This is a genomic window from Streptomyces sp. NPDC051738 (genome assembly GCF_044453205.1).
Classification (GTDB): Bacteria; Actinomycetota; Actinomycetes; order Streptomycetales; family Streptomycetaceae; genus Streptomyces.
The window spans coordinates 84,620-109,548 of record NZ_JBITCM010000004.1 but is presented as its reverse complement, the minus strand read 5'-3'; the positions used below and the strand labels follow the sequence as shown (position 1 = coordinate 109,548).

Annotated in this window: 22 protein-coding genes; all 22 read left to right on the top strand. The window is 69.3% G+C overall.

What is annotated here, in order from left to right:
* The first annotated feature begins 145 nt into the window (after positions 1–145).
* The 22 genes from nrtL (at position 146) to atpA (ending at position 24,911) form a co-directional block, all read left to right on the top strand.
* Positions 146–1,360 carry an ArgS-related anticodon-binding protein NrtL gene (gene nrtL, locus ACIA8X_RS11115; RefSeq protein WP_399458222.1) on the top strand — a complete coding sequence of 405 codons (1,215 nt, stop codon included), beginning with the start codon at positions 146–148 and terminating at the stop codon, positions 1,358–1,360.
* A gap of 20 nt (positions 1,361–1,380) precedes the next feature.
* Positions 1,381–2,772, top strand: coding sequence for a diaminopimelate decarboxylase (gene lysA, locus ACIA8X_RS11110; protein WP_399458221.1), 1,392 nt, complete (start codon positions 1,381–1,383; stop codon positions 2,770–2,772).
* 170 nt (positions 2,773–2,942) lie between these two features.
* Positions 2,943–4,241 (top strand): homoserine dehydrogenase, encoded by a 1,299-nt coding sequence (locus ACIA8X_RS11105; RefSeq protein ID WP_393449013.1) that lies wholly within the window; start codon positions 2,943–2,945, stop codon positions 4,239–4,241.
* Positions 4,242–4,247: 6 nt separating this feature from the next.
* Entirely contained in the window at positions 4,248–5,306 is a 1,059-nt protein-coding gene (gene thrC, locus ACIA8X_RS11100) for a threonine synthase (protein ID WP_393448826.1), read from the top strand.
* 331 nt (positions 5,307–5,637) lie between these two features.
* Entirely contained in the window at positions 5,638–6,555 is a 918-nt protein-coding gene (gene thrB, locus ACIA8X_RS11095) for a homoserine kinase (protein WP_393448830.1), read from the top strand.
* Positions 6,556–6,963: 408 nt separating this feature from the next.
* Positions 6,964–9,018, top strand: a complete 2,055-nt coding sequence (gene rho / locus ACIA8X_RS11090; protein WP_393448833.1) for a transcription termination factor Rho — start codon at positions 6,964–6,966, stop codon at positions 9,016–9,018.
* Between the two features lie 199 nt (positions 9,019–9,217).
* Positions 9,218–11,029: a trypsin-like serine protease gene (locus ACIA8X_RS11085; RefSeq protein WP_393449016.1), complete on the top strand. Its 1,812-nt coding sequence runs from the start codon at positions 9,218–9,220 to the stop codon at positions 11,027–11,029.
* 205 nt (positions 11,030–11,234) lie between these two features.
* Positions 11,235–12,371 (top strand): LCP family protein, encoded by a 1,137-nt coding sequence (locus ACIA8X_RS11080; RefSeq protein WP_393448836.1) that lies wholly within the window; start codon positions 11,235–11,237, stop codon positions 12,369–12,371.
* Between the two features lie 226 nt (positions 12,372–12,597).
* Positions 12,598–12,822 (top strand): 50S ribosomal protein L31, encoded by a 225-nt coding sequence (rpmE, locus tag ACIA8X_RS11075; protein WP_151785881.1) that lies wholly within the window; start codon positions 12,598–12,600, stop codon positions 12,820–12,822.
* Positions 12,823–12,927: 105 nt separating this feature from the next.
* The gene (gene prfA / locus ACIA8X_RS11070) at positions 12,928–14,004 is read left to right on the top strand and encodes a peptide chain release factor 1 (RefSeq protein WP_393448840.1); all 1,077 of its coding nucleotides are present in this window, start codon (positions 12,928–12,930) and stop codon (positions 14,002–14,004) included.
* Between the two features lie 89 nt (positions 14,005–14,093).
* The gene (gene prmC / locus ACIA8X_RS11065; protein WP_250089048.1) at positions 14,094–14,933 is read left to right on the top strand and encodes a peptide chain release factor N(5)-glutamine methyltransferase; all 840 of its coding nucleotides are present in this window, start codon (positions 14,094–14,096) and stop codon (positions 14,931–14,933) included.
* A gap of 61 nt (positions 14,934–14,994) precedes the next feature.
* On the top strand, positions 14,995–15,642 hold the full coding sequence (locus ACIA8X_RS11060) for an L-threonylcarbamoyladenylate synthase (protein ID WP_399458220.1): 648 nt from the start codon (positions 14,995–14,997) through the stop codon (positions 15,640–15,642).
* Positions 15,639–16,319, top strand: a complete 681-nt coding sequence (locus ACIA8X_RS11055; RefSeq protein WP_393448846.1) for a protein-tyrosine-phosphatase — start codon at positions 15,639–15,641, stop codon at positions 16,317–16,319. Before ACIA8X_RS11060 ends, ACIA8X_RS11055 begins: the two co-directional genes overlap by 4 nt.
* Before the next feature lie 114 nt (positions 16,320–16,433).
* Positions 16,434–17,672 carry a serine hydroxymethyltransferase gene (glyA, locus tag ACIA8X_RS11050; RefSeq protein ID WP_393448849.1) on the top strand — a complete coding sequence of 413 codons (1,239 nt, stop codon included), beginning with the start codon at positions 16,434–16,436 and terminating at the stop codon, positions 17,670–17,672.
* Between the two features lie 98 nt (positions 17,673–17,770).
* Complete coding sequence (locus ACIA8X_RS11045) at positions 17,771–18,085, top strand: hypothetical protein (RefSeq protein ID WP_393448851.1); 315 nt, start codon at positions 17,771–17,773, stop codon at positions 18,083–18,085.
* Between the two features lie 225 nt (positions 18,086–18,310).
* On the top strand, positions 18,311–19,678 hold the full coding sequence (locus ACIA8X_RS11040) for an MraY family glycosyltransferase (RefSeq protein WP_393448854.1): 1,368 nt from the start codon (positions 18,311–18,313) through the stop codon (positions 19,676–19,678).
* Between the two features lie 317 nt (positions 19,679–19,995).
* Positions 19,996–20,433 carry a hypothetical protein gene (locus ACIA8X_RS11035; RefSeq protein ID WP_399458219.1) on the top strand — a complete coding sequence of 146 codons (438 nt, stop codon included), beginning with the start codon at positions 19,996–19,998 and terminating at the stop codon, positions 20,431–20,433.
* A gap of 273 nt (positions 20,434–20,706) precedes the next feature.
* Positions 20,707–21,477 carry a F0F1 ATP synthase subunit A gene (gene atpB / locus ACIA8X_RS11030; RefSeq protein WP_393449019.1) on the top strand — a complete coding sequence of 257 codons (771 nt, stop codon included), beginning with the start codon at positions 20,707–20,709 and terminating at the stop codon, positions 21,475–21,477.
* Positions 21,478–21,553: 76 nt separating this feature from the next.
* Positions 21,554–21,790, top strand: a complete 237-nt coding sequence (locus tag ACIA8X_RS11025) for a F0F1 ATP synthase subunit C (protein WP_269661666.1) — start codon at positions 21,554–21,556, stop codon at positions 21,788–21,790.
* A gap of 38 nt (positions 21,791–21,828) precedes the next feature.
* A complete protein-coding gene (locus tag ACIA8X_RS11020) occupies positions 21,829–22,377 on the top strand; it encodes a F0F1 ATP synthase subunit B (RefSeq protein ID WP_393448860.1) in 549 nt (182 codons plus the stop codon).
* Positions 22,374–23,189, top strand: coding sequence for a F0F1 ATP synthase subunit delta (locus ACIA8X_RS11015; protein ID WP_399458218.1), 816 nt, complete (start codon positions 22,374–22,376; stop codon positions 23,187–23,189). The genes ACIA8X_RS11020 and ACIA8X_RS11015 overlap by 4 nt, the downstream gene beginning before the upstream one ends.
* A gap of 132 nt (positions 23,190–23,321) precedes the next feature.
* A complete protein-coding gene (atpA, locus tag ACIA8X_RS11010; protein ID WP_393448866.1) occupies positions 23,322–24,911 on the top strand; it encodes a F0F1 ATP synthase subunit alpha in 1,590 nt (529 codons plus the stop codon).
* The last annotated feature ends 18 nt before the right edge of the window (positions 24,912–24,929 follow it).

The window sequence follows — 24,929 nt, the reverse complement described above, 5'->3', positions numbered from 1 at the left end:
CCCCGCCATCAACCATGCCCCCCAGCCCACCCAACCCCGCCCCTGCCGCAACCGCCCCCGGCCGAGCCCCCCCCCGCCGTCCACATCCCGGGACCTCGCCAAACCCATTCGCATACCCACCCCCCTCCTCCCATACGCTTGTCCCGTGACCCCCGTCGAGCTCTCCCATACCGTGCTGTGCGCGGTGCGTCGTGCTGTCGACGACGGGGTGCTGCACGTCGCCGTGCCCGAGCGTGCCGTCGTCACCGCTCCCGGGCCCGGTGGCTGTGGCGACTACGCCACCAACATCGCCCTCCAGCTCGCCCGCCCGGCCGGACAGCCGCCCCTGCGCGTCGCCGAGATCCTCAGGGCGCGGCTCGCCGACAGCGACGGCGTACGCGACGTCGTCGTCACCGGGCCGGGGTTCATCAACATCAGCCTGCGTGACACCGCACCCACCGCCCTCGTCGAGGAGATCCTCCGACGCGGCACCCGGTACGGGTACACCCAGGAATACGTCCAGGAGCGCGTGCAGGGAGACGGCCATGGGTACGCCCATGGTTCCGCCCAGGACCCCTCCTCGGACCCCGTGCAACTGTCCTGTCCGCGAGAAGTGCGGGCCGTGGTCGTGATGGACGCCGTCGCGCGGATCCTGCGGTCCCAGGGGGCCTCCGTCCGTACCCGGTGCGAGGCGGAGCTCCCGTCGCGGTGGACCGACATCCTGGACGTACGAGTCGACGCGCACCGCACGCAGCAGCTGCCCGCCCGGCTCCACGTCCCGGTACGACCGGTGCCGGCCTCCGCCGACCCCCTCCCGCTCGGCCGTGACGCCGCCCGATGGGCCCTCCTCCACCCGGCCGCCCACGACCGGCCCCGCATCACCGACGACCACCTCGTCCAGCGCGAGACCAACCCGCTCTTCCGGGTCCGCTACGCCCACGCCCGCACCCGGGCCCTCCACCGCAACGCAGCCGACCTGGGCTTCACCGCCGAAGCCGGGCCGGTTGAGCTCGGGTCCGTCGAACCTGGATCCGTGGAGCGAAGGTCCGTCGAGTCCTCGCCCGCCGAACCCGAGCCGGACAACGGCACCCCCCACGCGCACCACATACACCTCGCGCACCCGACCCCCCTCCTCTCCCTCCTCGCCGACCACCCCCGAGTCCTGGCGCAATCCGCAGCGCACCGCGCCCCCGACCGTCTCGCCCGGCACCTCGTCACCGTCGCCGATGCCGTCCTCCCGCTGCTGCCCGCCGTTCTCCCCCGAGGCGCGGAGAAACCCTCGGCCGCCCACCGTGCCCGGCTCGCTCTTGCCGAAGCCGCCGGGACGGTGCTGGCCGGTGGCCTGTCCCTGCTCGGCATCGACGCACCCGAACACCTCTGAGAGAGCCGAAGAGAAGACCGATGAGCCGTTCCGCACACCCCGCCGGGCCCCGTCACGCCGACGTCCTCCCCGAGGGGCACTACTCCGCCCCGCCCGCCGACCTCAACGACCTCGACCCCAAGGTGTGGGCCCAGACCGTCGGCCGTAACGCCGAAGGCACGGTCACCGTCGGCGGTGTCGACGTGAAGACCCTCGCCGAACAGCACGGCACCCCCGCCTACATCGTCGACGAGGCCGACTTCCGCGCCCGGGCCCGCGCCTGGCGCGGCGCCTTCGGGGCCGACGCCGACGTCTTCTACGCCGGCAAGGCGTTCCTCTCCCGCGCCATCGTGCGCTGGCTGCACGAGGAGGGGCTCAACCTCGACGTCTGCTCCGGCGGCGAGCTGGCCACCGCCCTGTCCGCCGGTATGCCCGCCGACCGCATCGCCTTCCACGGCAACAACAAGTCCACGGAAGAGATCACCAGGGCCATCGAGAACGGCGTCGGACGGATCGTTCTCGACTCCTTCCAGGAGATCGTGCGCGTCGCCCACATCGCGCAGTCCCTCGGCAAGCGGCAGCGTGTCCAGATCCGTATCACCGTCGGCGTGGAAGCGCACACGCACGAGTTCATCGCCACCGCCCACGAGGACCAGAAGTTCGGCATCCCCCTGGCAGGCGGCCAGGCTGCGGAAGCCGTCCGTCGCGCGCTCCAGCTCGACGGGCTCGAACTCATCGGGATCCACTCGCACATCGGGTCGCAGATCTTCGACATGTCCGGCTTCGAGGTCGCCGCGCATCGGGTGGTCGGGCTGCTCAAGGACATTCGGGACGAGCACGGGGTCGAGCTCCCCGAGATCGATCTCGGGGGTGGCCTCGGCATCGCCTACACCAGCGACGACGACCCCCGCGAACCCCACGAGATCGCCAAGGCGCTCACCGAGATCGTCACCCGTGAGTGTGAGGCCGCCAAGCTGCGGACGCCGCGGATCTCCGTCGAGCCGGGCCGTGCCATCGTCGGGCCGACCGCCTTCACGCTCTACGAGGTCGGCACCGTCAAGCCCCTCGACGGGCTGCGGACGTACGTCTCCGTCGACGGCGGGATGTCCGACAACATCCGCACGGCGTTGTACGACGCCGAGTACAGCGTCGCCCTCGTGTCCCGGACGAGCGAAGCCGCGCCGATGCTCGCCCGTGTCGTCGGCAAGCACTGCGAGAGCGGGGACATCGTGGTCAAGGACGCGTTCCTGCCGGCCGACCTGGCACCGGGTGACCTCATCGCCGTACCGGCCACGGGTGCCTACTGCCGGTCCATGGCCAGCAACTACAACCACGTGCTCCGGCCGCCGGTCGTCGCCGTGCACGACGGCGAGTCCCGGGTGATCGTCCGCCGGGAGACCGAGGAGGACCTCCTGCGTCTCGACGTCGGGTGACCCACCCGGTCAACCGGATCGAACCGGAAATACGGGGGTGGAAGATCTCCTGTCTTCCACCCCTGTACAAATGAAATAGACGTCTCACGATCCGGACGAAGGGCAGAAACTCCCGTCCGGTGAGTGAGACTGGTGCAACCGTAGACGGTATGAGGAAACGAGGTCGGATGATGCGTACGCGTCCGCTGAAGGTGGCGCTGCTGGGCTGTGGAGTGGTCGGCTCAGAGGTGGCGCGCATCATGACGACGCACGCCGACGACCTGGCCGCCCGGATCGGGGCCCCTGTCGAGCTCGCGGGTGTGGCCGTACGGCGGCCCTCCAAGGTTCGTGAGGGGATCGACCCCGCGCTCATCACCACCGACGCCACCGCCCTCGTCAAGCGCGGCGACATCGACGTCGTGGTGGAGGTCATCGGGGGGATCGAGCCCGCCCGCACCCTCATCACCACCGCCTTCGAGCACGGCGCGTCCGTCGTGTCCGCGAACAAGGCGCTCCTCGCCCAGGACGGGGCCGCCCTCCACGCGGTGGCCGAGGCGAACAGCAAGGACCTCTACTACGAGGCCGCCGTCGCCGGCGCCATCCCGCTGATCCGCCCGCTGCGCGAGTCCCTCGCCGGCGACAAGGTCAACCGGGTGCTCGGCATCGTCAACGGAACGACGAACTTCATCCTCGACAAGATGGACTCGACCGGCGCCGGGTATCAGGAGGCCCTCGACGAGGCCACCGCCCTGGGGTACGCGGAAGCCGACCCGACCGCCGACGTCGAAGGGTTCGACGCCGCCGCCAAGGCCGCCATCCTCGCCGGTATCGCCTTCCACACGCGCGTGCGTCTCGACGACGTCTATCGCGAGGGCATGACCGAGGTGACCTCGGCCGACTTCGCCTCCGCCAGGGAGATGGGCTGCACCATCAAGCTGCTCGCCATCTGTGAGCGGGCGCAGGACGGGGCGTCCGTCACCGCGCGCGTGCACCCCGCGATGATCCCGCTGACCCACCCGCTCGCCTCCGTGCGCGGCGCGTACAACGCCGTGTTCGTCGAGTCCGACGCTTCCGGTCAGCTCATGTTCTACGGCCCCGGCGCGGGCGGTTCCCCGACCGCGTCCGCCGTACTCGGCGACCTCGTCGCCGTCTGCCGCAACCGGCTCAGCGGGGCAACGGGGCCCGGCGAGTCGGCGTACGCCGCCCTGCCCGTCTCGCCCATGGGCGAGGTCGTCACGCGCTACCACATCAGCCTCGACGTCGCCGACAAACCGGGTGTTCTCGCCCAGGTGGCGACCGTGTTCGCGGAGCACGGAGTGTCGATCGATACGGTGCGCCAGCAAGGACGACAAGACGGAGGCGGCGAGGCCTCCCTCGTCGTCGTCACCCACCGTGCGTCCGACGCGGCCCTCGTCGGGACCGTCGAGGCGTTGCGCAAGCTCGACACCGTGCGGGGTGTCGCCAGCATCATGCGGGTTGAAGGAGAGTAACCAGCAATGACCCACCAGTGGCGCGGAATCATAGAGGAGTACCGGGACCGGCTGCCCGTCTCCGACACCACTCCGGTCGTGACGCTCCGTGAGGGCGGCACGCCCCTCGTGCCCGCGCAGGTGCTCTCCGAGCGCACGGGCTGCGAGGTCCACCTCAAGGTGGAGGGTGCGAACCCGACCGGGTCCTTCAAGGACCGCGGAATGACCATGGCCATCAGCAAGGCCAAGGAGGAGGGGGCCAAGGCGGTCATCTGCGCCTCCACCGGCAACACCTCCGCCTCCGCCGCGGCCTACGCCGTGCGCGCGGGCATGGTTTCGGCCGTTCTCGTCCCGCAGGGCAAGATCGCGCTCGGCAAGATGGGCCAGGCCCTCGTCCACGGCGCGAAGATCCTCCAGGTCGACGGCAACTTCGACGACTGCCTCACGCTCGCCCGCGACCTGAGCGACAACTACCCCGTGGCGCTGGTCAATTCGGTCAACCCGGTGCGTATCGAGGGGCAGAAGACGGCCGCCTTCGAGATCGTGGACATGCTGGGCGACGCCCCCGACATCCACGTCCTGCCGGTGGGCAACGCGGGCAACATCACCGCGTACTGGAAGGGCTACAAGGAGTACGCCGCCGACGGTGTCTCGAAGCGGACCCCGCGCATGTGGGGTTTCCAGGCCTCCGGTTCCGCGCCCATCGTGCGCGGCGAGATCGTCAAGGACCCGTCGACCATCGCCACCGCCATCCGCATCGGCAACCCGGCGTCCTGGCAGTTCGCCCTGGCGGCGAAGGAGGAGTCCGGCGGGTTCATCGACGAGGTGACGGACCGTGAAATCCTGCGCGCCTACCGGCTGTTGGCCGCTCAGGAGGGCGTCTTCGTGGAGCCCGCCTCCGCCGCGTCCGTGGCCGGTCTGCTGAAGGCCGCCGAGCTGGGCTTGGTCGACCCGGGCCAGCGCATCGTGTGCACCGTCACCGGTAACGGCCTCAAGGACCCCGACTGGGCCGTCGCCGGCGCCCCGCAGCCCGTCACCGTCCCGGTCGACGCGGTGACGGCGGCCGAGCGGCTCGGGCTGGCGTAAGCGCCGCCACACCCCGTCGCAGTAGGCTCGCGCAAGCGAGTACGAGGGCGCTTACCTGGGGAACTTCCCTACGGGGGGTGCACAGGGGGCTTACGACACGCATCGTGCGCCTCCTGTGCGCCCTATGTCGCCACAGAACCTACCTTCGATAGGCTGTACTGAACCCGCCCGCCGCATATGCCTCCGCATGGGGCACGTGGCCGCGCCGTCTCCGCGGCCCGGAAGCGGCAGGGGTACGCCACCGGCCTCGCGGCCGGACGCGGCTCCAGGGTCCGTCGTACGTCATCGAATGTCTTCGACAATCACGCAGCTCAAGGAGAGTCATCGAGCGATGGCCGGTCCAGCCTTCCGCGCCGCCGCCGTCCGGGTGCGCGTCCCCGCCACCAGCGCCAACCTCGGCCCGGGCTTCGACGCCCTTGGCCTGTCGCTGGGGCTCTACGACGACGTCGTCGTCCGGGTGGCCGACTCCGGGCTGCACATCGACATCGCGGGTGAGGGCAGCGAGACGCTGCCGCGTGACGAAAACCACCTTCTCGTACGTTCCCTGCGTACCGCCTTCGACCTTCTGGGCGGCCAGCCGCGCGGCCTGGAGATCGTCTGCGCCAACCGCATCCCGCACGGCCGCGGCCTCGGCTCCTCGTCGGCCGCCATCTGCGCCGGCATCGTCGCCGCGCGCGCCGTGACCATAGGCGGCGACTCCAAGCTCGACGACGCCGCCCTGCTGGAGCTCGCGACCGAGATCGAGGGGCACCCCGACAACGTGGCGGCCTGTCTGCTCGGCGGATTCACCCTCTCCTGGATGGAGGGCGGCGCCGCGCGGGCGATCAGGATGGATCCCGCCGATTCCATCGTTCCGGTGGTTTTCGTGCCCGGAAAGCCGGTCCTCACCGAGACCGCGCGCGGACTGCTCCCGCGCACCGTGCCGCACGTCGACGCCGCCACCAACGCGGGCCGTGCCGCCCTGCTCGTCGAGGCCCTGACCAGGCGCCCCGAGCTGCTGCTGCCCGCCACCGAGGACCGTCTCCACCAGGAGTACCGAGCACCCGCGATGCCCGAGAGCGCGGCGCTGGTGGAGCGGCTGCGGGCCGACGGAGTCCCGGCGGTCATTTCCGGCGCGGGCCCCACCGTTCTGGCACTGGCCGATGAGGACAGTGCCGACAAGGTCGCCCATCTGGCAGGCGAGGGGTGGGCCGCGAACCGGCTCGACCTCGACGCCCAGGGAGCGAGCGTGCTGCCGCTTGCGACCTGACACACGGTTGCCGGATTTCGAGAGGGGGAATGTTTGTTGGATCCGGTAGTGTTAACCTCAAGTCTGCACCCGACCCCACCATGGCGAGGTGCTTTGTGTCCCCGTCCGGGACAGACATCCTTCCGGGAGCCTCCCAAGCCGCACTGTGTTTCGTACGACGTACGCGGGCAGTACCTCGTACGCGGGCACTGAGCGACTTGCCGGGCACGCTCCGGAACCGGTGCGACCAAGCCACATGACACAGACACTCCGTGTCACGGCTTTGGGAAGCGCCATCCCAGATATTTCCTCCGCCGCTATGGGCGGACCACCGCCCCGGCACGGTCCACACACCAAGGACCGAAGCCGGACAGCACAAACGGTCGCCGAGCCAGACAGGCCGACGTCCGCTCCAGGGAAGGACCCTTCGTGAGCGACACCACCGATCTGATGGGCGCACGTGTCGAGGAGACCGCTGCCGCGCCCGCCACGGACGCCTCCGCGCCTGCCACCGGTGCCGGCTCCCGGCGGCGCCGCGGTACCGGCCTCGAGGGCATGGTGCTGGCAGAGCTGCAGCAGGTCGCATCCGGCCTCGGCATCAAGGGCACCGCGCGTATGCGCAAGAGCCAGCTGATCGAGGTCATCAAGGAGGCGCAGGCCGGGGGAGGTGCCGCGGCTCCCAAGACGGAGTCCGCCACCGAGACCAAGCCCAAGCGCCGCGCCACCTCCAAGGCCCGTACCGGCGACGACGCCGAGAAGAAGGCGGAGAAGGCGGCTGAGGCCCCCGCCGAGAAGGCCGTGGCCCAGCAGCAGATCGAGATTCCCGGCCAGCCGGCTGGGGGCCCCTCCCGCGCGAGCGAATTCGAGCGTGGGGGAGAGGACGCGCCGGCCGAGCGCCGCCGTCGCCGCGCCACCGCCGACGCGGGCAGCCCCGCTGCCGCTGCCGCGCCCGAGACGGTCGCCGCCGAGGCCAAGAGCGAGCCGAAGGCCGAGACGCCCGCGCAGTCGCAGGCCCAGCAGGGCGACGCCAAGGGCGACGCCGGTGAGGGCGGCGAGGGCCGCCGTGGCCGTGACCGTCGTGAGCGCGGCCGGGACCGTGACCGCGGGGACCGCGGTGACCGCCGCAAGGGCGACGACCAGCAAGGCGGCGGCCGTCAGGACCGCCAGCAGGGCCAGCAGCAGGGCGGCGGTCGTCAGGACCGTCAGGACCGTCAGCGTGACAACGGCCCGCAGGACGACGACGACTTCGAGGGCGGCCGCCGTGGCCGTCGCGGGCGTTACCGGGACCGGCGTGGCCGTCGTGGCCGCGACGAGATGGGCAGCGAGCCGCAGGTCGCCGACGACGACGTGCTGATCCCCGTCGCGGGCATCCTGGACATCCTCGACAACTACGCCTTCATCCGTACGTCGGGCTACCTGCCGGGTCCCAACGACGTGTACGTCTCCCTCGCCCAGGTCCGCAAGAACGGCCTGCGCAAGGGCGACCACGTCACCGGTGCGGTCCGTCAGCCGAAGGAAGGCGAGCGGCGCGAGAAGTTCAACGCGCTGGTCCGCCTGGACTCCGTCAACGGCATGGCGCCCGAATCCGGGCGCGGGCGGCCGGAGTTCAACAAGCTGACGCCCCTGTACCCGCAGGACCGCCTCCGTCTGGAGACGGACCCGGGCATCCTCACCACCCGCATCATCGACCTCGTCGCGCCGATCGGTAAGGGCCAGCGCGGCCTGATCGTGGCCCCGCCGAAGACCGGCAAGACCATGATCATGCAGGCCATCGCCAACGCGATCACGCACAACAACCCCGAGTGCCACCTGATGGTCGTCCTGGTCGACGAGCGTCCGGAAGAGGTCACCGACATGCAGCGGTCGGTCAAGGGCGAGGTCATCTCCTCGACCTTCGACCGTCCGGCCGAGGACCACACCACGGTCGCCGAGCTCGCCATCGAGCGCGCCAAGCGTCTGGTGGAGCTGGGCCACGACGTGGTCGTGCTGCTCGACTCGATCACGCGTCTGGGCCGTGCGTACAACCTGGCCGCGCCTGCGTCTGGCCGCATCCTGTCCGGTGGTGTCGACTCGACCGCGCTGTACCCGCCGAAGCGCTTCTTCGGTGCGGCGCGGAACATCGAGGACGGTGGCTCGCTCACCATCCTGGCGACCGCTCTTGTCGACACCGGGTCCCGCATGGACGAGGTCATCTTCGAGGAGTTCAAGGGCACCGGTAACGCCGAGCTCAAGCTCGACCGCAAGCTCGCGGACAAGCGCATCTTCCCGGCGGTGGACGTCGACGCGTCCGGTACCCGTAAGGAAGAGATCCTGCTCGGCAGCGACGAGTTGGCCATCGTGTGGAAGCTGCGCCGGGTGCTGCACGCGCTCGACTCGCAGCAGGCGATCGAGCTGCTTCTCGACAAGATGAAGCAGACGAAGTCGAACGCCGAGTTCCTGCTGCAGATCCAGAAGACGACGCCGACGCCTGGTAATGGCGACTAGTCATTGAGGGCTGCTCGCCGGTCGTCGACTGCAGGTTCGTCGTGGCTGGTCGCGCAGTTCCCCGCGCCCCCTTGGGGCGTTGAGGCCGCCCTACGTCATTCAGTGACGTAGGGCGGCCTTTTGGCGCTGATAGGGACGGGCGTGTCCGTGCGCCCCTTCCTGCTCACGCATCCCTGGGGGGACCTTCTTGACCACCACCATGTCCGGCAGCGGTCGGCACAGACGCCGGATACGTTTCGGGCTGCCCGTCGCCGCCGTCGGCCTCGCCGCGGCCGTCGCCGCCGCGCTGCTGACCTCGTCCGCCGGGGCCGCGACCGCGCTGCCCGAGCCCACCGTGAAGCCCGCCACGAGTTCCGCCTCGCTCGCCGAGTTGGAGCGGCGCGTCGCGGGTGCCGTCGCCGGGGACGACACCGCGGGGGAGACGGCGAAGAAGTCGTCGTACAGCGCGAGTACCAGCGCCTCCTCCGATGACTCCACGGTGAGCCCCATGGTCATCGGCGGCACCACGACCGGCATCACCTCGGCGCCCTGGATGGCGCAGCTCTGGTACTACGACGACCAGGGCACCACCGACGAGGCCGACGACCTCGGGTTCTTCTGCGGCGGCGCCGTCGTCGCGCCGACGAAGATCCTCACCGCCGCGCACTGCGTCAAGGGCTACGACTGGTACAACTACGGCGCCGTCGTCACCGGCACCGCCCAGCTGCCCACCACCGACGACGCCGGCAACAGCGACCTGCACGGCGGCACCGTCACGCTGCCGCACCGGCAGTGGTACCACCCGTCGTACAGCTCGACGACGATCGACAACGACATCGCCGTCATCACCCTGGCCAACCCGGTCAAGGCGACGCCGATCCGTATGACGACGTCCGGTGACACCGCCTCGTACGCCGCCGGGACGAGCGCCAAGGTCTACGGCTGGGGCCGTACCAGCTCCACCAGCCAGGACATCTCCGAGACGCTGAAGACGGCCACGCTGCCGATCCAGTCCGACAGCACCTGCGCGGGCTACTACGGCACCGAGTTCATCAAGGGCCACATGGTCTGCGCGGGCACGCCGGCGAGCGGCAGCGACAGCGGTACGACCTCCGCCTGCAACGGTGACTCCGGCGGGCCGCTCGTCGTGAACGGCCGGATCGTCGGTGTCGTCTCCTGGGGTGTGCAGGACTGCGTGGCCGAGGGCGCGTACAGCGTCTTCGCCAAGGTCAGCGGCTATGTCGGTGCCGCCTACCCGCGGGTCGACGACACCAACATCAGCGGTGACCACCGCGCCGACATGTGGGTGCGCAACGCCTCCACCAAGACCGGTTACTCGAAGGACTCCAACGGCACGTCGTTCGCCGCACGCGAGTCCTGGGGCAACTGGGACGGCGTCAACGTCGTCCTGCAGACCGACCTCGACCGGGACGGCTACCAGGACCTGCTGTACCGGCGCAGCGCCGACGGCGACGTGTTCTGGTCGCACTACGTGCCGTCCAGCGGCACCTGGGCCACCAAGCAGATCGCCGACAACTGGAAGACCCGCACCCGCATCGTCGTCCCGGGCGATGTCACCGGCGACTACAAGCCCGACCTGCTCTCGGTCGACTCCGGCGGCTACCTCTGGATCTACCCGGGCAACGGCAACGGCACGTTCGGGACCAGGGTGAAGGTCGGCTCCGGCTGGAACCAGTACAACTCCCTGCGCGGACACGGCGACTTCACCGGCGACGGCAAGACCGACCTGATCGCGCGCAGCTCGTCCGGCGGCTACATCTACCTGTTCAAGGGCACCGGCAAGTCCGGTACGGGCGCCTTCGCCACCCGGATCAAGGTGCGCACGTGGGCGACGTACAACGGATTCGACGCCGTCGGTGACATCACCGGCGACGGCAAGGCCGACTTCCTGGCCCGCAACTCCGCCGGCACGCTCTACCTGTACCCGGGCACCGGAAAGGCCACCAGCGAGATCTTTGCCACACCGAAGTCCGTCGGCACCGATTTCAAGCAGTACGACATCTTCGGCTGAAATCGCAGGTGAGACGGGCCCACCCGGTATCACCCCCTACGGACCGTGCCCATCGCTCCTCGGCGGTGGGCATGGTCCGTTGTGCAACCCTTCTCCGAGTTTCCCCGTCTGACCGGACGGGGTCACGATGGTGTGGTACGGGCCAATTGGCCACGCCTGACCCTGAAATCAGGGGGTAACCGACCGGACGAGAACTGAGGAGCACATGTCTGCCGAGAGCACGCCGGAGCCCGCCATACCGGGTGAGGCCGGCACCACAGGTCCGCGCCATCGCGCCAAGGGCCGCCGTCGCAAGCCCCGCGACAAACGCAAGGGTCTGCTGATCATGGCCTGGACGGCAGCCGGCATCGTCGTCCTGGGCGGCACCGGCGCCGGGTACCTGTACTTCAAGCTCAACGGCAACCTCAAGAGCGTCGACATCGACCAGGCCCTCGGCACCGACCGCCCCGAGAAGGTCGACAACGGCTCGGAGAACATCCTCGTCCTCGGCTCCGACACCCGCTCCGGCAACAACAAGAAGGTCGGCGGCGGCACCGACGACGGCAGCGCCCGCTCGGACACGGCGATGATCGTGCACGTCTACGAGGGCCACAAGAAGGCCAGCGTGGTCTCCATCCCGCGCGACACCCTGGTCGACCGCCCCAAGTGCACCGACGCGAACGGAACCACGCACGACGCCGCGTCCGGCGTCATGTTCAACGAGGCGTACGGCACGGGCGGCGCCGCCTGCGCGGTGAAGACCGTCGAGTCCCTCAGCGGCATCCGCATGGACCACTATCTGGAGGTCGACTTCTCCGGCTTCCAGAAGCTGATCGACGAGCTCGGCGGCGTCGAGGTCACCACCACCAAGAACATCAACGACCCCGACAGCCACCTCGACCTCAAGGCCGGCACCCACCAGCTCACCGGCAAGCAGGCCCTCGGCCTGGTCCGCACCCGGCACGGCGTCGGTGACGGCTCCGACCTCGGCCGCATCCAGCTCCAGCAGGCCTTCATCAAGGCCCTCATCAACCAGGTCAAGGACATCAACCTCTTCGGCAACCCCAAGAGGCTCTACGACCTGGCCAACACCGCCACCAAGACGGTCACGACCGACTCCGACCTCGGCTCGGTCAACAAGCTCATGTCCTTCGCGGGCGGCCTCAAGGGCATCAGCTCCAAGAACATGACCATGGTCACGATGCCGGTCCAGTACGACCCGGCGGACCCGAACCGCGTGATCGTGGCGAAGGCGAAGTCGAAGATGGTGTGGGAGGCCTTGAAGGCCGACAAGGCGATCCCGAAGGCGGCCACCAAGGGCACGGCGACCGGTGATGCCAACGGCGTGGTCAACGCCGCTTAGGGGCGCGGGGAACTGCGCGACCAGCCACAACGGACCCGCACCACGCCGGCGGCGATCAAGCGGCACCCCCCTGGGCGAACCCACCCCCCACCCACAGGGAATAGATCACAGGAACCCCCGGTTTTGGGGGATGGCCCCAGTCCTGGCAGACTGGTACGTCGGCTCCGGTTCACGCTCCCGCATCCCGCGGCTGCGACCCGGCGCCCTCCCGAAACTAGGAGACACCTTGAAGCGCGAGATCCACCCCGAGTACGTCGAGACGCAGGTCAGCTGCACCTGTGGCGCGTCGTTCACCACCCGTAGCACCATCTCCAGCGGCACCATCCGCGCCGAGGTCTGCTCCGAGTGCCACCCGTTCTACACGGGCAAGCAGAAGATCCTCGACACCGGTGGCCGTGTGGCCCGCTTCGAGGCCCGCTTCGGCAAGGCTGCCGCCGGCTCCAAGAAGTAGCGAGCCCCATTTCGCCGGTCCACGGCCACGCCCTTCCCAGGCGTGCCGGGACCGGCGTTTTTGGTCGCCCGCCCTTCACACACGTACGGACACAGGAGCCCCAAGATGTTCGAGGCCGTCGAGGACCTGGTCGTTGAGCACGCCGACCTGGAGACGAAGCTCGCCGACCCGTCGGTCCACGCCGACCAGGCGAACGCGCGCAAGCTGAACAAGCGCTACGCCGAGCTCACCCCGATCGTCGCCACGTACCGCTCCTGGAAGCAGACCGGCGACGACATCGAGACGGCGCGTGAACTCGCCGCCGACGACCCGGAGTTCGCCGCCGAGGTCAAGGAGCTGGACAAGCAGCGCGAGGAGCTGACGGAGAAGCTCCGCCTGCTGCTCGTGCCGCGCGACCCCAGCGACGACAAGGACGTCATCCTCGAGATCAAGGCGGGCGCGGGCGGCGACGAGTCGGCGCTGTTCGCCGGCGACCTGCTGCGCATGTACCTGCGCTACGCGGAGCGCGTCGGCTGGAAGACCGAGATCATCGACACCACCGAGTCCGAGCTCGGCGGCTACAAGGATGTCCAGGTCGCGGTGAAGACCAAGGGCGGCCAGGGTGCCACCGAGCCCGGGCAGGGCGTGTGGGCGCGGCTGAAGTACGAGGGCGGTGTGCACCGCGTGCAGCGGGTGCCGGCGACCGAGTCGCAGGGCCGTATCCACACCTCGGCGGCCGGTGTGCTGGTCACGCCCGAGGCCGAGGAGATCGACGTCGAGATCAACCCGAACGACCTCCGGATCGACGTCTACCGGTCCTCCGGACCCGGCGGCCAGTCCGTCAACACGACCGACTCCGCGGTGCGCATCACGCACATTCCGACCGGAGTCGTCGCCTCCTGCCAGAACGAGAAGAGCCAGCTGCAGAACAAGGAGCAGGCGATGCGTATCCTGCGCTCCAGGCTGCTTGCCGCGGCGCAGGAGGAGGCGGAGAAGGAAGCCGCCGACGCCCGCCGCAGCCAGGTCCGCACGGTCGACCGCTCCGAGAAGATCCGTACCTACAACTTCCCGGAGAATCGCATCTCGGACCACCGCGTCGGCTTCAAGGCCTACAACCTGGACCAGGTCCTGGACGGCGACCTCGACTCGGTGATCCAGGCCTGCGTCGACGCGGACTCGGCGGCGAAGCTGGCGGCTGCGTAAGGACGTAAAGGACGTACGCACGGACGAGTACGACACGGAGGACATGCGTGCAGCAATCTCTTGGGGGGCGACCCCAAAGCCCCCGCAGCGTGCTGCTCGCGGAGGTGGCACAGGCCACCCAGCGGCTGGCCGACGCCGGCGTGCCCTCGCCGCGCAACGACGCGGAGGAGCTCGCCGCGTTCGTGCACGGCGTGAAGCGGGGCGAGCTGCACTCCGTGAAGGACGCGGACTTCGACGCCCGGTACTGGGAGGTCATCGCCCGCCGTGAGCAGCGTGAGCCGCTGCAGCACATCACCGGGCGGGCGTACTTCCGCTATCTCGAACTCCAAGTCGGGCCCGGGGTGTTCGTGCCCCGCCCCGAGACCGAGTCGGTGGTCGGCTGGGCCATAGACGCAGTGCGCGCGATGGACGTCGTCGAGCCCTGCATCGTCGACCTGTGCAGCGGCTCCGGCGCCATCGCGCTCGCCCTCGCCCAGGAGGTCCCGCGCTCGCGCGTGCACGCCGTGGAGCTGTCCGAGGACGCCCTGGTGTGGACGCGCAAGAACGTGGAGGGCTCGCGCGTCGACCTGCGGCAGGGCAACGCCCTGGACGCCTTCCCCGACCTCGACGGCCAGGTCGACCTGGTCATCTCCAACCCGCCCTACATCCCGCTCACCGAGTGGGAGTACGTCGCTCCCGAGGCGCGGGACTACGATCCCGAACTCGCGCTGTTCTCGGGGGAGGACGGCCTCGACCTCATCCGCGGTCTGGAACGGACCGCACACCGTCTGCTCCGCCCCGGCGGTGTCGTCGTCATCGAGCACGCCGACACCCAGGGCGGCCAGGTGCCGTGGATCTTCACCGAGGAGCGGGGCTGGGCCGACGCGGCCGACCACCCCGACCTCAACAACCGCCCGAGGTTCGCGACCGCCCGCAAGGCGCTGCCGTGACCACCCCCCGCACTTCAGTCCCGCAGCACGTGTACTTCGTGTACGAGGAGGCCCGCTAGATATGGCACGGCGATACGACACCAACGACGCGACCGACCGCACGACCGGTCTGCGTGAAGCAGCGTCCGCCGTCCGCCGTGGCGAGCTCGTGGTCCTCCCGACCGACACGGTGTACGGCATCGGCGCCGACGCGTTCACCAAGGAGGCCGTCGGCGATCTGCTGGAGGCCAAGGGCCGGGGCCGCACCATGCCCACCCCTGTGCTGATCGGCTCCCCGAACACGCTCCACGGTCTCGTCACCGACTTCTCGGAGCTGGCCTGGGAGCTGGTGGACGCGTTCTGGCCGGGCGCGCTGACGCTGGTCGCCAAGCACCAGCCGTCGCTGCAGTGGGACCTGGGCGACACCCGGGGCACGGTTGCCGTGCGCATGCCACTGCACCCGATCGCCATCGAGCTGCTCACCGAGGTCGGCCCCATGGCGGTCTCCTCGGCGAACCTGACGGGCCACCCCGCCCCCGAGGACTGTGACGCCGCGCAGGAGATGCTCGGCGACTCGGTCTCCGTCTACCTGGACGGCGGCCCGACCCCCGGCAACGTCCCGTCCTCGATCGTCGACGTCACCCGCGAGGTCCCGCTCCTCCTGCGCGCCGGCGCCCTCTCGGCCGAGGAGCTGCGCAAGGTCGTACCCGACCTCGAGGTGGCCAATTGACAGCCCCTGAAGCGGGGCGTGGCATAGGCAACGGGGAACGTGCCGCGGAGATCACGACGACCTTCGTCGGGCTACCGCGCGACAGCTTCCGCATCCTCCACGTCAGCACCGGCAATGTGTGCCGCTCGCCGATCACCGAGCGGCTGACCCGTCATTTCGTGGCGCAGCGGCTCGGCGTGCTCGGCGGCGGGCTGATCGTGGAGAGCGCGGGCACCTGGGGCCACGAGGGCGCGCCCATGGAATCCAACGCGGAGACCGTCCTCGCCGACTTCGGCGCGGACGCCTCCGGCTTCACCGGCCGCGAGCTCCTCGACGAGCACGTCATCCGCGCCGACCTGGTCCTGACGGCCACCCGCGACCACCGCGCCCAGGTCATCTCCATGGGCCACTCGGCGGGCCTGCGCACCTTCACGCTGAAGGAGTTCACCCGCCTGGTGAAGGCGATAGACCCCGCGACGCTGCCCCCGCTGGAGGACGGCGTGGTCTTCCGCGCACGCGCCCTGGTCCGCGCGGCGGCGGCTCTACGCGGGTGGCTCCTCGCGCCGACGGCGGAGGCGGACGAGGTGTACGACCCGTACGGGGCACCCTTGCCGTTCTTCCGGTCGGTGGGGGACGAGATACACGAGGCGCTGGATCCGGTGGTGACGGCGCTGACGGGCGTCGCCGCGCGGGCCTGACGCGAGTGCCGCAGCGCCACCGGAGCACCCGCCAGGACGCAACAACGGGGCGTCCCTGTCGTCCCGGGCCTACATTGGTCGTACGTCACCGTCGACGCACGCCCGGAGCCCACCATGACGGTCACCCATGCCATCGAGGCCGACGTCCTGCGCCGGCAGGACCCGCAGCTGGCGGACATCCTGCTCGGGGAGCTCGACCGGCAGTCGACCACCCTCCAGCTCATCGCCGCCGAGAACTTCACGTCGCCGGCCGTGCTGGCGGCGCTCGGGTCGCCGCTGGCCAACAAGTACGCGGAGGGGTATCCGGGCGCCCGGTACCACGGCGGGTGCGAGATGGTCGACGTCGCCGAACGGCTCGCCGTGGAGCGGGCCGAGCTGCTGTTCGGGGCCGAGCACGCCAACGTGCAGCCCCACTCGGGGTCTTCGGCCGTCCTCGCCGCCTACGCCGCCCTGCTGCGGCCCGGCGACACCGTGCTCGCCCTCGGGCTGCCGTACGGCGGCCACCTCACGCACGGCTCGCCCGCGAACTTCTCCGGCCGCTGGTTCGACTTCGTCCCCTACGGCGTCGACGCGGAGACCGGGCTCATCGACCACGACCAGGTGCGCACCCTGGCCCTGAGCCACCGGCCCAAGGCGATCGTGTGCGGATCCATCGCCTATCCCCGCCACATCGACTACGCCTTCTTCCGCGCGGTCGCCGACGAGGTGGGCGCCTACCTCATCGCCGACGCCGCCCACCCCATCGGGCTCGTCGCCGGGGGAGCGGCGCCGAACCCGGTGCCGTACGCCGATGTGGTGTGCGCCACCACCCACAAGGTGCTGCGCGGCCCGCGCGGCGGCATGGTCCTGTGCGGCTCGGACCTCGCCGAGCGCGTCGATCGCGCCGTGTTCCCCTTCACCCAGGGCGGTGCGCAGATGCACACCATCGCCGCCAAGGCCGTGGCGTTCGGCGAGGCGGCGACACCGGCGTTCGCGGCGTACGCCCATCAGGTGGTCGCCAACGCGAGGCACCTTGCGGCCGCGCTGGCCGCGCAGGGGCTGGTCGTCACCACCGGCGGCACCGACACCCACCTCATCACCGCCGACCCGGCGCCGCTCGGCGTCGACGGCCGAGCCGCGCGCGGACGGCTCGCGGCCGCCGGCATCGTCCTGGACTGCTGCGCCCTGCCCCACGCCGACGCCCGCGGGCTCCGGCTCGGCACGGCCGCGGCGACCACCCAGGGCATGGGGGAGGAGGAGATGACGAGGATCGCGGCCCTGATGGTGAGCGTGCTGTCCGGTCAGGTCGAGGGCAAGCGGGGCCGTCAGGAGGTGCGGGAACTGGTCACGGCCTTTCCGCCGTATCCCGGCTGACGGGTGCCCACGCCGCCCGGCCAGGCGGCAACGGAAGCGTGCACCTCCAGTACCCAGGAGAGGCGGGTGGCCCTGCTCAACAAGTCCGACCTCGACCTGTGCGGATCAGCTGGTCGGCGACCACCCCGGCCGCGGCGGTCGGCAGGAAGTTCGACGGCTTCCGGGTGAACTCCCGACTGGAGTACCGCTTCTCCTCGGGCGGCATCGACTACATCAACAGGAACTACACCTGCGACTACACGGCATCCGCCAATGACCTGTGGGCGGCCACCGCACGATGCAACACTCCCCGCAGCAACTTCGACCCCGACCTGTACTGGTCGTCCGACGGCCAGGTGCAGTGGGACATCGACGGGGACGGCGAGGGCTGGCAGGACTGGTGGACGCTGACGGGTTCCCCGCTGCTCAGCTGAGGCCGGCGTCCGAACCCCGGGCCGGGTCCGCCGCCTGTCGGCCCGGCCCGCTCTTTTCCGCCGTATCCCGCGCGAAAGGGGGTAGGCGCTCCCCCGTACACCCACGCTCACAGCCACACATGCAACCATCGTCACTACCCGATCGTCCCCGCACATATGCGCCGTGTGTGAGTCGATCGCTAGGGTGTGTGGCTGAGATGGCCGGCGAGACTTGTGGGGAAGCCCGTGCGTGAATACCTGCTGACGCTCTGCATCACGGCCGCGGTGACGTATCTGCTGACAGGGCCGGTGCGGAAATTCGCGATCGTGGCCGGAGCCATGCCGGAGATCCGGGCACGCGACGTGCACCGGGAACCCACTCCACGGCTCGGCGGTATCGCGATGTTCTTCGGCCTGTGCGCGGGCCTGCTGGTCGCCGACCACCTCACCAACCTCAGTACGGTCTTCGAGAAGTCCAACGAACCGCGGGCGCTGCTCTCCGGAGCCGCGCTCATCTGGTTGATCGGTGTCCTGGACGACAAGTTCGAGATCGACGCCCTGATCAAGCTCGGCGGCCAGATGATCGCCGCCGGCGTCATGGTCATGCAGGGTCTGACGATCCTGTGGCTGCCCATCCCCGGCTTCGGCTCGGTCGCCCTGACCCAGTGGCAGGGCACCCTGCTGACGGTCGCGCTGGTCGTGATCACCATCAACGCGGTCAACTTCGTCGACGGCCTGGACGGCCTCGCGGCCGGCATGGTGTGCATCGCGTCGGCCGCGTTCTTCCTCTACGCCTACCGCGTCTGGGTGTCGTACGGCATCGAGGCCGCCGCCCCCGCCACGCTGTTCTCGGCGATCCTGATGGGCATGTGCCTGGGCTTCCTGCCGCACAACATGCACCCGGCGCGGATCTTCATGGGCGACTCCGGCTCGATGCTGATCGGCCTGGTGCTCGCCGCGGGTGCCATCTCCATCACCGGGCAGGTCGACCCGGACGCGCTGAAGCTGTTCATGGACGGCAGTGAGAAGCAGGCCGTGCACGCGACGGTCCCGGTCTACATCCCGCTGCTGCTGCCGCTGACGATCATCGCGATCCCGGCCGCCGACCTGGTGCTGGCGATCGTGCGCCGTACCTGGCGCGGCCAGTCGCCGTTCGCCGCCGACCGCGGCCATCTGCACCACCGCCTGCTGGAGATCGGCCACTCCCACAGCCGCGCGGTGCTGATCATGTACTTCTGGTCGGCGCTGATCGCCTTCGGCGCGCTCGCCTACTCCGTGAACTCGGCGTCGATGTGGATCGTGCTGGGCGTGGTGTTCCTCAGCGCCATCGGGCTCGTGATGCTCCTGCTGCCCCGCTTCACACCGCGCACCCCGCGCTGGGCCGAGGCCTTCGTACCGCCGCGCTACCGCCGCCGTGGGGCCGTCATGGAACCGGCCGCCACGACGCCGCAGACCGCCTCCGCCGAGACAGGGGCGGACGCCCCGGCCGGGACCCCGTCCGACGCGGAGCCCCGCACGCCGGTCGCCGCGGGGGTCTCGCGCGTCAACGGAGCGACCGCGATCGGCGCCCGTTCGCGGCTCCTGGACCGGCGTAAAGCCGGAACGTCGCGCTGACGGTCAAGGTAAGAGAGCCCCAAGGTAAGAATCTGACTAGAGCATTGCCAAGTCATGGGGGAACGAAGCTTCCCAATACCAGACAAGTCAGCCGGGTTTCTGCACAGACGTGCACGGTCACTCTCATGTGTGACACCGAGCACACCTCCAGGTAAAGACCTCATCAAATAGTTTGTGATACGGTTCACGAGAACCCCGGATAGAGCCGAAGGGCCGTAGTGCGACGGTCCATTGGCGTGAGGTCCTCATCTCAACCCGGGGACTACGCTCGTCCATGACGACACCCCTGCCCCCACCGTGAAAGCGGAGCTGCCGCCATGCCGTCCAATGACGCCCGGAACCTTCTGCAGATCGCTGTGCCCACAGCCGCGGTCGGCGCGGTCGCGGTCGCGGTCAGTGGTGCGGTCGCCGGCGGTAAGGGTGCGATCGGTGCGGCTGTCGGCACGGTGCTGGCCATCCTCTTCATGGGGATCGGCCTCATCGTCCTCCAGTGGACGGCAAAAACGCTCCCGCAGTTGTTCCAGGCCATGGGGCTGATGCTCTATGTCGCCCAGCTCCTGCTGCTTCTGATCTTCGTCGCCCTCTTCAAGGACACCTCCCTCTTCAACGCGAAGGCGTTTGCCGCCTCGCTGGTCATCGCGACCGTCGTGTGGATGGCTGCGCAGGCTCGTGCGCACATGAAAGCCAAGATCTTCTACGTCGACCCCGACCACGAGAAGAGCGACAAGTCCGAGAAGTCCGGGTCGTCGTCGTGAGGGGTAGGCCCGGGATAAAGGCTTCGGGTATCTCCTGCTATCGTCCGGTGCCAACTGCGGCATCGCGGGCGCGGGCATCTGAGCTGACGCCTGCTCAATCGCGAGGCTTGATGCCCCCCAGCCGCCCTCACATCCGTAACACCAGTCCAGTGCCGATCCGCGGCTGCGCGCCGCGCCGACACAACGAGGTTGCCGTACCCATGCGTCACGCCGAAGGAGCCCGCGGTGAGTGCTGACCAGACCCAGCTCGCCTTTGACTGGAGCTGTCGGATCATGTCCGACAACGGCTGTGGCTTCCCGGCTCCGGGCCTGCACTCGTTCTTGTTCCAGCCGATTGCCGAGTTCGGCGGCTTCGAGTTCAACAAGGTGATGCTGCTCGCGCTCATCACCACGTTGCTCGTCGTCTCCTTCTTCTGGGCCGCCTTCGGCAAGGCCAAGGTCGTCCCGGGCAAGCTGCAGATGGTCGGCGAGGCCGGTTACGACTTCGTACGCCGCAACATCGTGTACGAGACGCTCGGCAAGAAGGAGGGCGAGAAGTACGTCCCCTTGATGGTCTCGCTCTTCTTCTTCATCTGGATCATGAACATCTGGTCCGTGATTCCGCTGGCCCAGTTCCCGGTCTCGTCGATCATCTCGTTCCCGATCGTGCTGGCGGCCGTCGTCTACGTGACCTGGGTCTCCCTGACCTTCAAGCGTCACGGCTTCGTCGGCTTCTTCAAGAACGTCACGGGCTACGACAAGTCGCTGGGCGCGGTGCTGCCGCTGGTCATGGTCATCGAGTTCTTCTCGAACCTGCTCGTCCGGCCGTTCACACACGCGGTCCGACTCTTCGCCAACATGTTCGCCGGTCACCTGATGCTGGTGATGTTCACCGTCGCCTCCTGGTACCTGCTGAACAGCTGGATGATCCCGGCGGCCGGCGTCTCGTTCGTGATGACCATCGCCATGATCGGCTTCGAGCTTTTCGTGCAGGCGGTCCAGGCGTACGTCTTCGTACTCCTCGCCTGCTCCTACATTCAGGGCGCTCTCGCCGAGCACCACTGAGTAGCACCGCCCCTCACGCCCCAGAACGTCCGGTGGCCAACCCCCGCCGGTCCAAGAAAGAGAAGGAAGAATCAGCATGGCTGCCACTGAGACCCTTGCCGCTGTCACCGGTTCGCTCGGTTCGATCGGTTACGGCCTCGCCGCCATCGGCCCCGGCGTCGGCGTCGGCATCATCTTCGGTAACGGCACCCAGGCGCTCGCCCGTCAGCCCGAGGCTGCCGGTCTGATCCGCGCCAACCAGATCCTCGGCTTCGCCTTCTGTGAGGCGCTCGCCCTCATCGGCATCGTTATGCCGTTCGTGTTCGGTCAGTAATCACCCCTTACCGACACGTTTCGACGAAAGGCACTGAGATGATCGCCAATTGGGTACAGCTGGCGGCCGAGAGTGAGCAGAGCCCGCTCACTCCTCCCGGCCCCGAGCTGCTCGTCGGCACCATCGCCTTCGCCATCGTGTTCTTCTTCTTCTGGAAGAAGTTGCTTCCGAACATCAACAAGGTTCTGGAAGAGCGCCGCGAGGCGATCGAAGGTGGTATTGAGAAGGCCGAGGCGGCGCAGGTCGAGGCGCAGAGCGTCCTCGAGCAGTACAAGGCCCAGCTCCAAGAGGCCCGGCACGAGGCCGCGCGTCTGCGCCAGGAGGCGCAGGAGCAGGGCGCCGCGCTCATCGCCGAGATGCGTGCGGAAGGCCAGCGGCAGCGCGAGGAGATCGTCGCCGCCGGTCACGCGCAGATCGAGGCCGACCGCAAGGCCGCCTCTTCCGCGCTGCGTCAGGACGTCGGCAAGCTCGCCACCGACCTGGCCGGCAAGCTCGTCGGTGAGTCCCTCGAGGACCACGCCCGGCAGAGCCGCGTGATCGACCGCTTCCTCGACGACCTCGAGGAGAAGGCCGAGGCCGGCCGATGAACGGAGCGAGCCGCGAGGCCCTGGCAGCCGCACGTGAGCGTCTCGACGCGCTGACGGACTCGACGTCCGTCGACGCGGCCAAGCTCGCTGACGAGCTGGCCGCCGTCACCGCGCTGCTCGACCGCGAGGTGTCGCTGCGTCGGGTCCTGACCGACCCGGCGCAGGCCGGTGAGGCCAAGGCCGAGCTGGCCCAGCGCCTGCTCGGTGGCCAGATCGGCGGGGAGATCGTCGATCTGCTGGCCGGCATGGTGCGCTCCCGCTGGTCGCAGTCCCGCGACCTGGTGGACGCGCTGGAGGAGCTGGCGAGCACCGCCGACCTCACCGCCGCGCAGAAGGCGGGCACGCTCGACGATGTCGAGGACGAGCTGTTCCGGTTCGGCCGGATCGTCACTTCGAGCACCGAGCTGCGCGCCGCGCTGACCAACCGCGCTGCGACGGCGTCGGCCAAGAGCGAGCTGCTGCGCAGCCTGCTCGGCGGCCGGGCCAAGGCGACCACCGAGCGTCTGGTGACGCGTCTTGTTACCGCGCCGCGTGGACGTAGCCTGGAGTCGGGACTGGAGTCCCTGTCCAAGCTCGCCGCCGATCGCCGCGATCGCATGGTGGCCGTGGTCACCTCGGCAGTGCCGCTGAGCGACGGGCAGAGGCAGCGCCTGGGCGCCGTCCTCGCGAAGCTCTACGGCCGTCCGATGCACCTCAACCTGGACGTGGACCCCGAGGTGGTCGGCGGAATCCGGGTGCAGGTCGGCGACGAGGTCATCAACGGCTCCCTCGCGGACCGCATCGAGGATGCCGGCCGCCGCCTGGCGAGCTGACCGCAACTTAATAGCAAGACGTACTCACGACGGCCCATGTTGGGCCGTGCAGAGGATTCACCTCTTTCAGGGGGGAGTCCCCATCCCCCCAAAGTGAAACTTCGGGCCCAACAAGGAGAGCAGGGAACCCAGATGGCGGAGCTCACGATCCGGCCGGAGGAGATCCGGGACGCACTGGAGACCTTCGTCCAGTCGTACAAGCCGGACGCGGCCTCGCGCGAGGAGGTCGGTACGGTCACCCTTGCCGGCGACGGCATCGCGAAGGTCGAGGGTCTTCCCTCGGCCATGGCCAACGAACTGCTGAAGTTCGAGGACGGCACCCTCGGCCTCGCCCTCAACCTCGAGGAGCGCGAGATCGGTGCCGTCGTCCTCGGTGAGTTCAGCGGCATCGAGGAGGGTCAGCCGGTCTCCCGTACCGGCGAGGTCCTCTCCGTGGCCGTCGGCGAGGGCTACCTCGGCCGCGTCGTCGACCCGCTCGGCAACCCGATCGACGGCCTCGGCGAGATCGAGACGTCCGGCCGCCGCGCCCTGGAGCTTCAGGCTCCGGGCGTCATGGCCCGTAAGTCGGTGCACGAGCCGATGGAGACCGGCTACAAGGCCGTCGACGCGATGACCCCGATCGGCCGTGGCCAGCGTCAGCTGATCATCGGTGACCGCCAGACCGGCAAGACCGCCCTGGCCGTCGACACGATCATCAACCAGCGTGAGAACTGGCGCTCGGGCGACCCGAAGAAGCAGGTCCGCTGCGTCTACGTCGCCATCGGCCAGAAGGGCTCGACCATCGCCTCCGTGCGGGGCGCCCTGGAAGAGGCCGGCGCGCTGGAGTACACGACCATCGTCGCCGCCCCGGCGTCCGACCCGGCCGGCTTCAAGTACCTGGCGCCGTACACCGGTTCGGCCATCGGTCAGCAGTGGATGTACGAGGGCAAGCACGTCCTCATCATCTTCGACGACCTCTCGAAGCAGGCCGACGCCTACCGCGCCGTGTCCCTGCTGCTGCGCCGCCCGCCGGGCCGTGAGGCCTACCCGGGTGACGTCTTCTACCTGCACTCCCGTCTGCTGGAGCGCTGCGCGAAGCTCTCCGACGACCTGGGCGCCGGCTCGATGACCGGTCTGCCGATCGTCGAGACCAAGGCCAACGACGTCTCGGCGTTCATCCCGACCAACGTCATCTCCATCACCGACGGCCAGTGCTTCCTGGAGTCGGACCTGTTCAACGCCGGCCAGCGCCCCGCGCTGAACGTCGGTATCTCCGTCTCCCGAGTCGGTGGTTCCGCGCAGCACAAGGCGATGAAGCAGGTCTCCGGTCGTCTCCGTCTGGACCTGGCCCAGTACCGCGAGCTGGAGGCGTTCGCCGCCTTCGGTTCCGACCTGGACGCCGCGTCGAAGGCGCAGCTGGAGCGTGGTTCGCGTCTGGTCGAGCTGCTCAAGCAGGCTCAGTACCAGCCGATGGCCACCGAGGACCAGGTCGTCTCGGTCTGGGGTGCCACCACCGGCAAGATGGACGACGTTCCGGTCGGCGACATCCGCCGCTTCGAGAAGGAGCTCCTGGAGTACCTGCACCGCAAGGAGCAGGGCCTCATGACCTCCATCAAGGAGGGCGGCAAGATGTCGGACGACACCCTCACCGCTGTTGCCGACGCCATCGCCGAGTTCAAGAAGCAGTTCGAGACCTCGGACGGCAAGCTTCTCGGCGAGGACGCCCCGGCCGCGGCCAAGTGACGTAAGGAAGGGACCTGA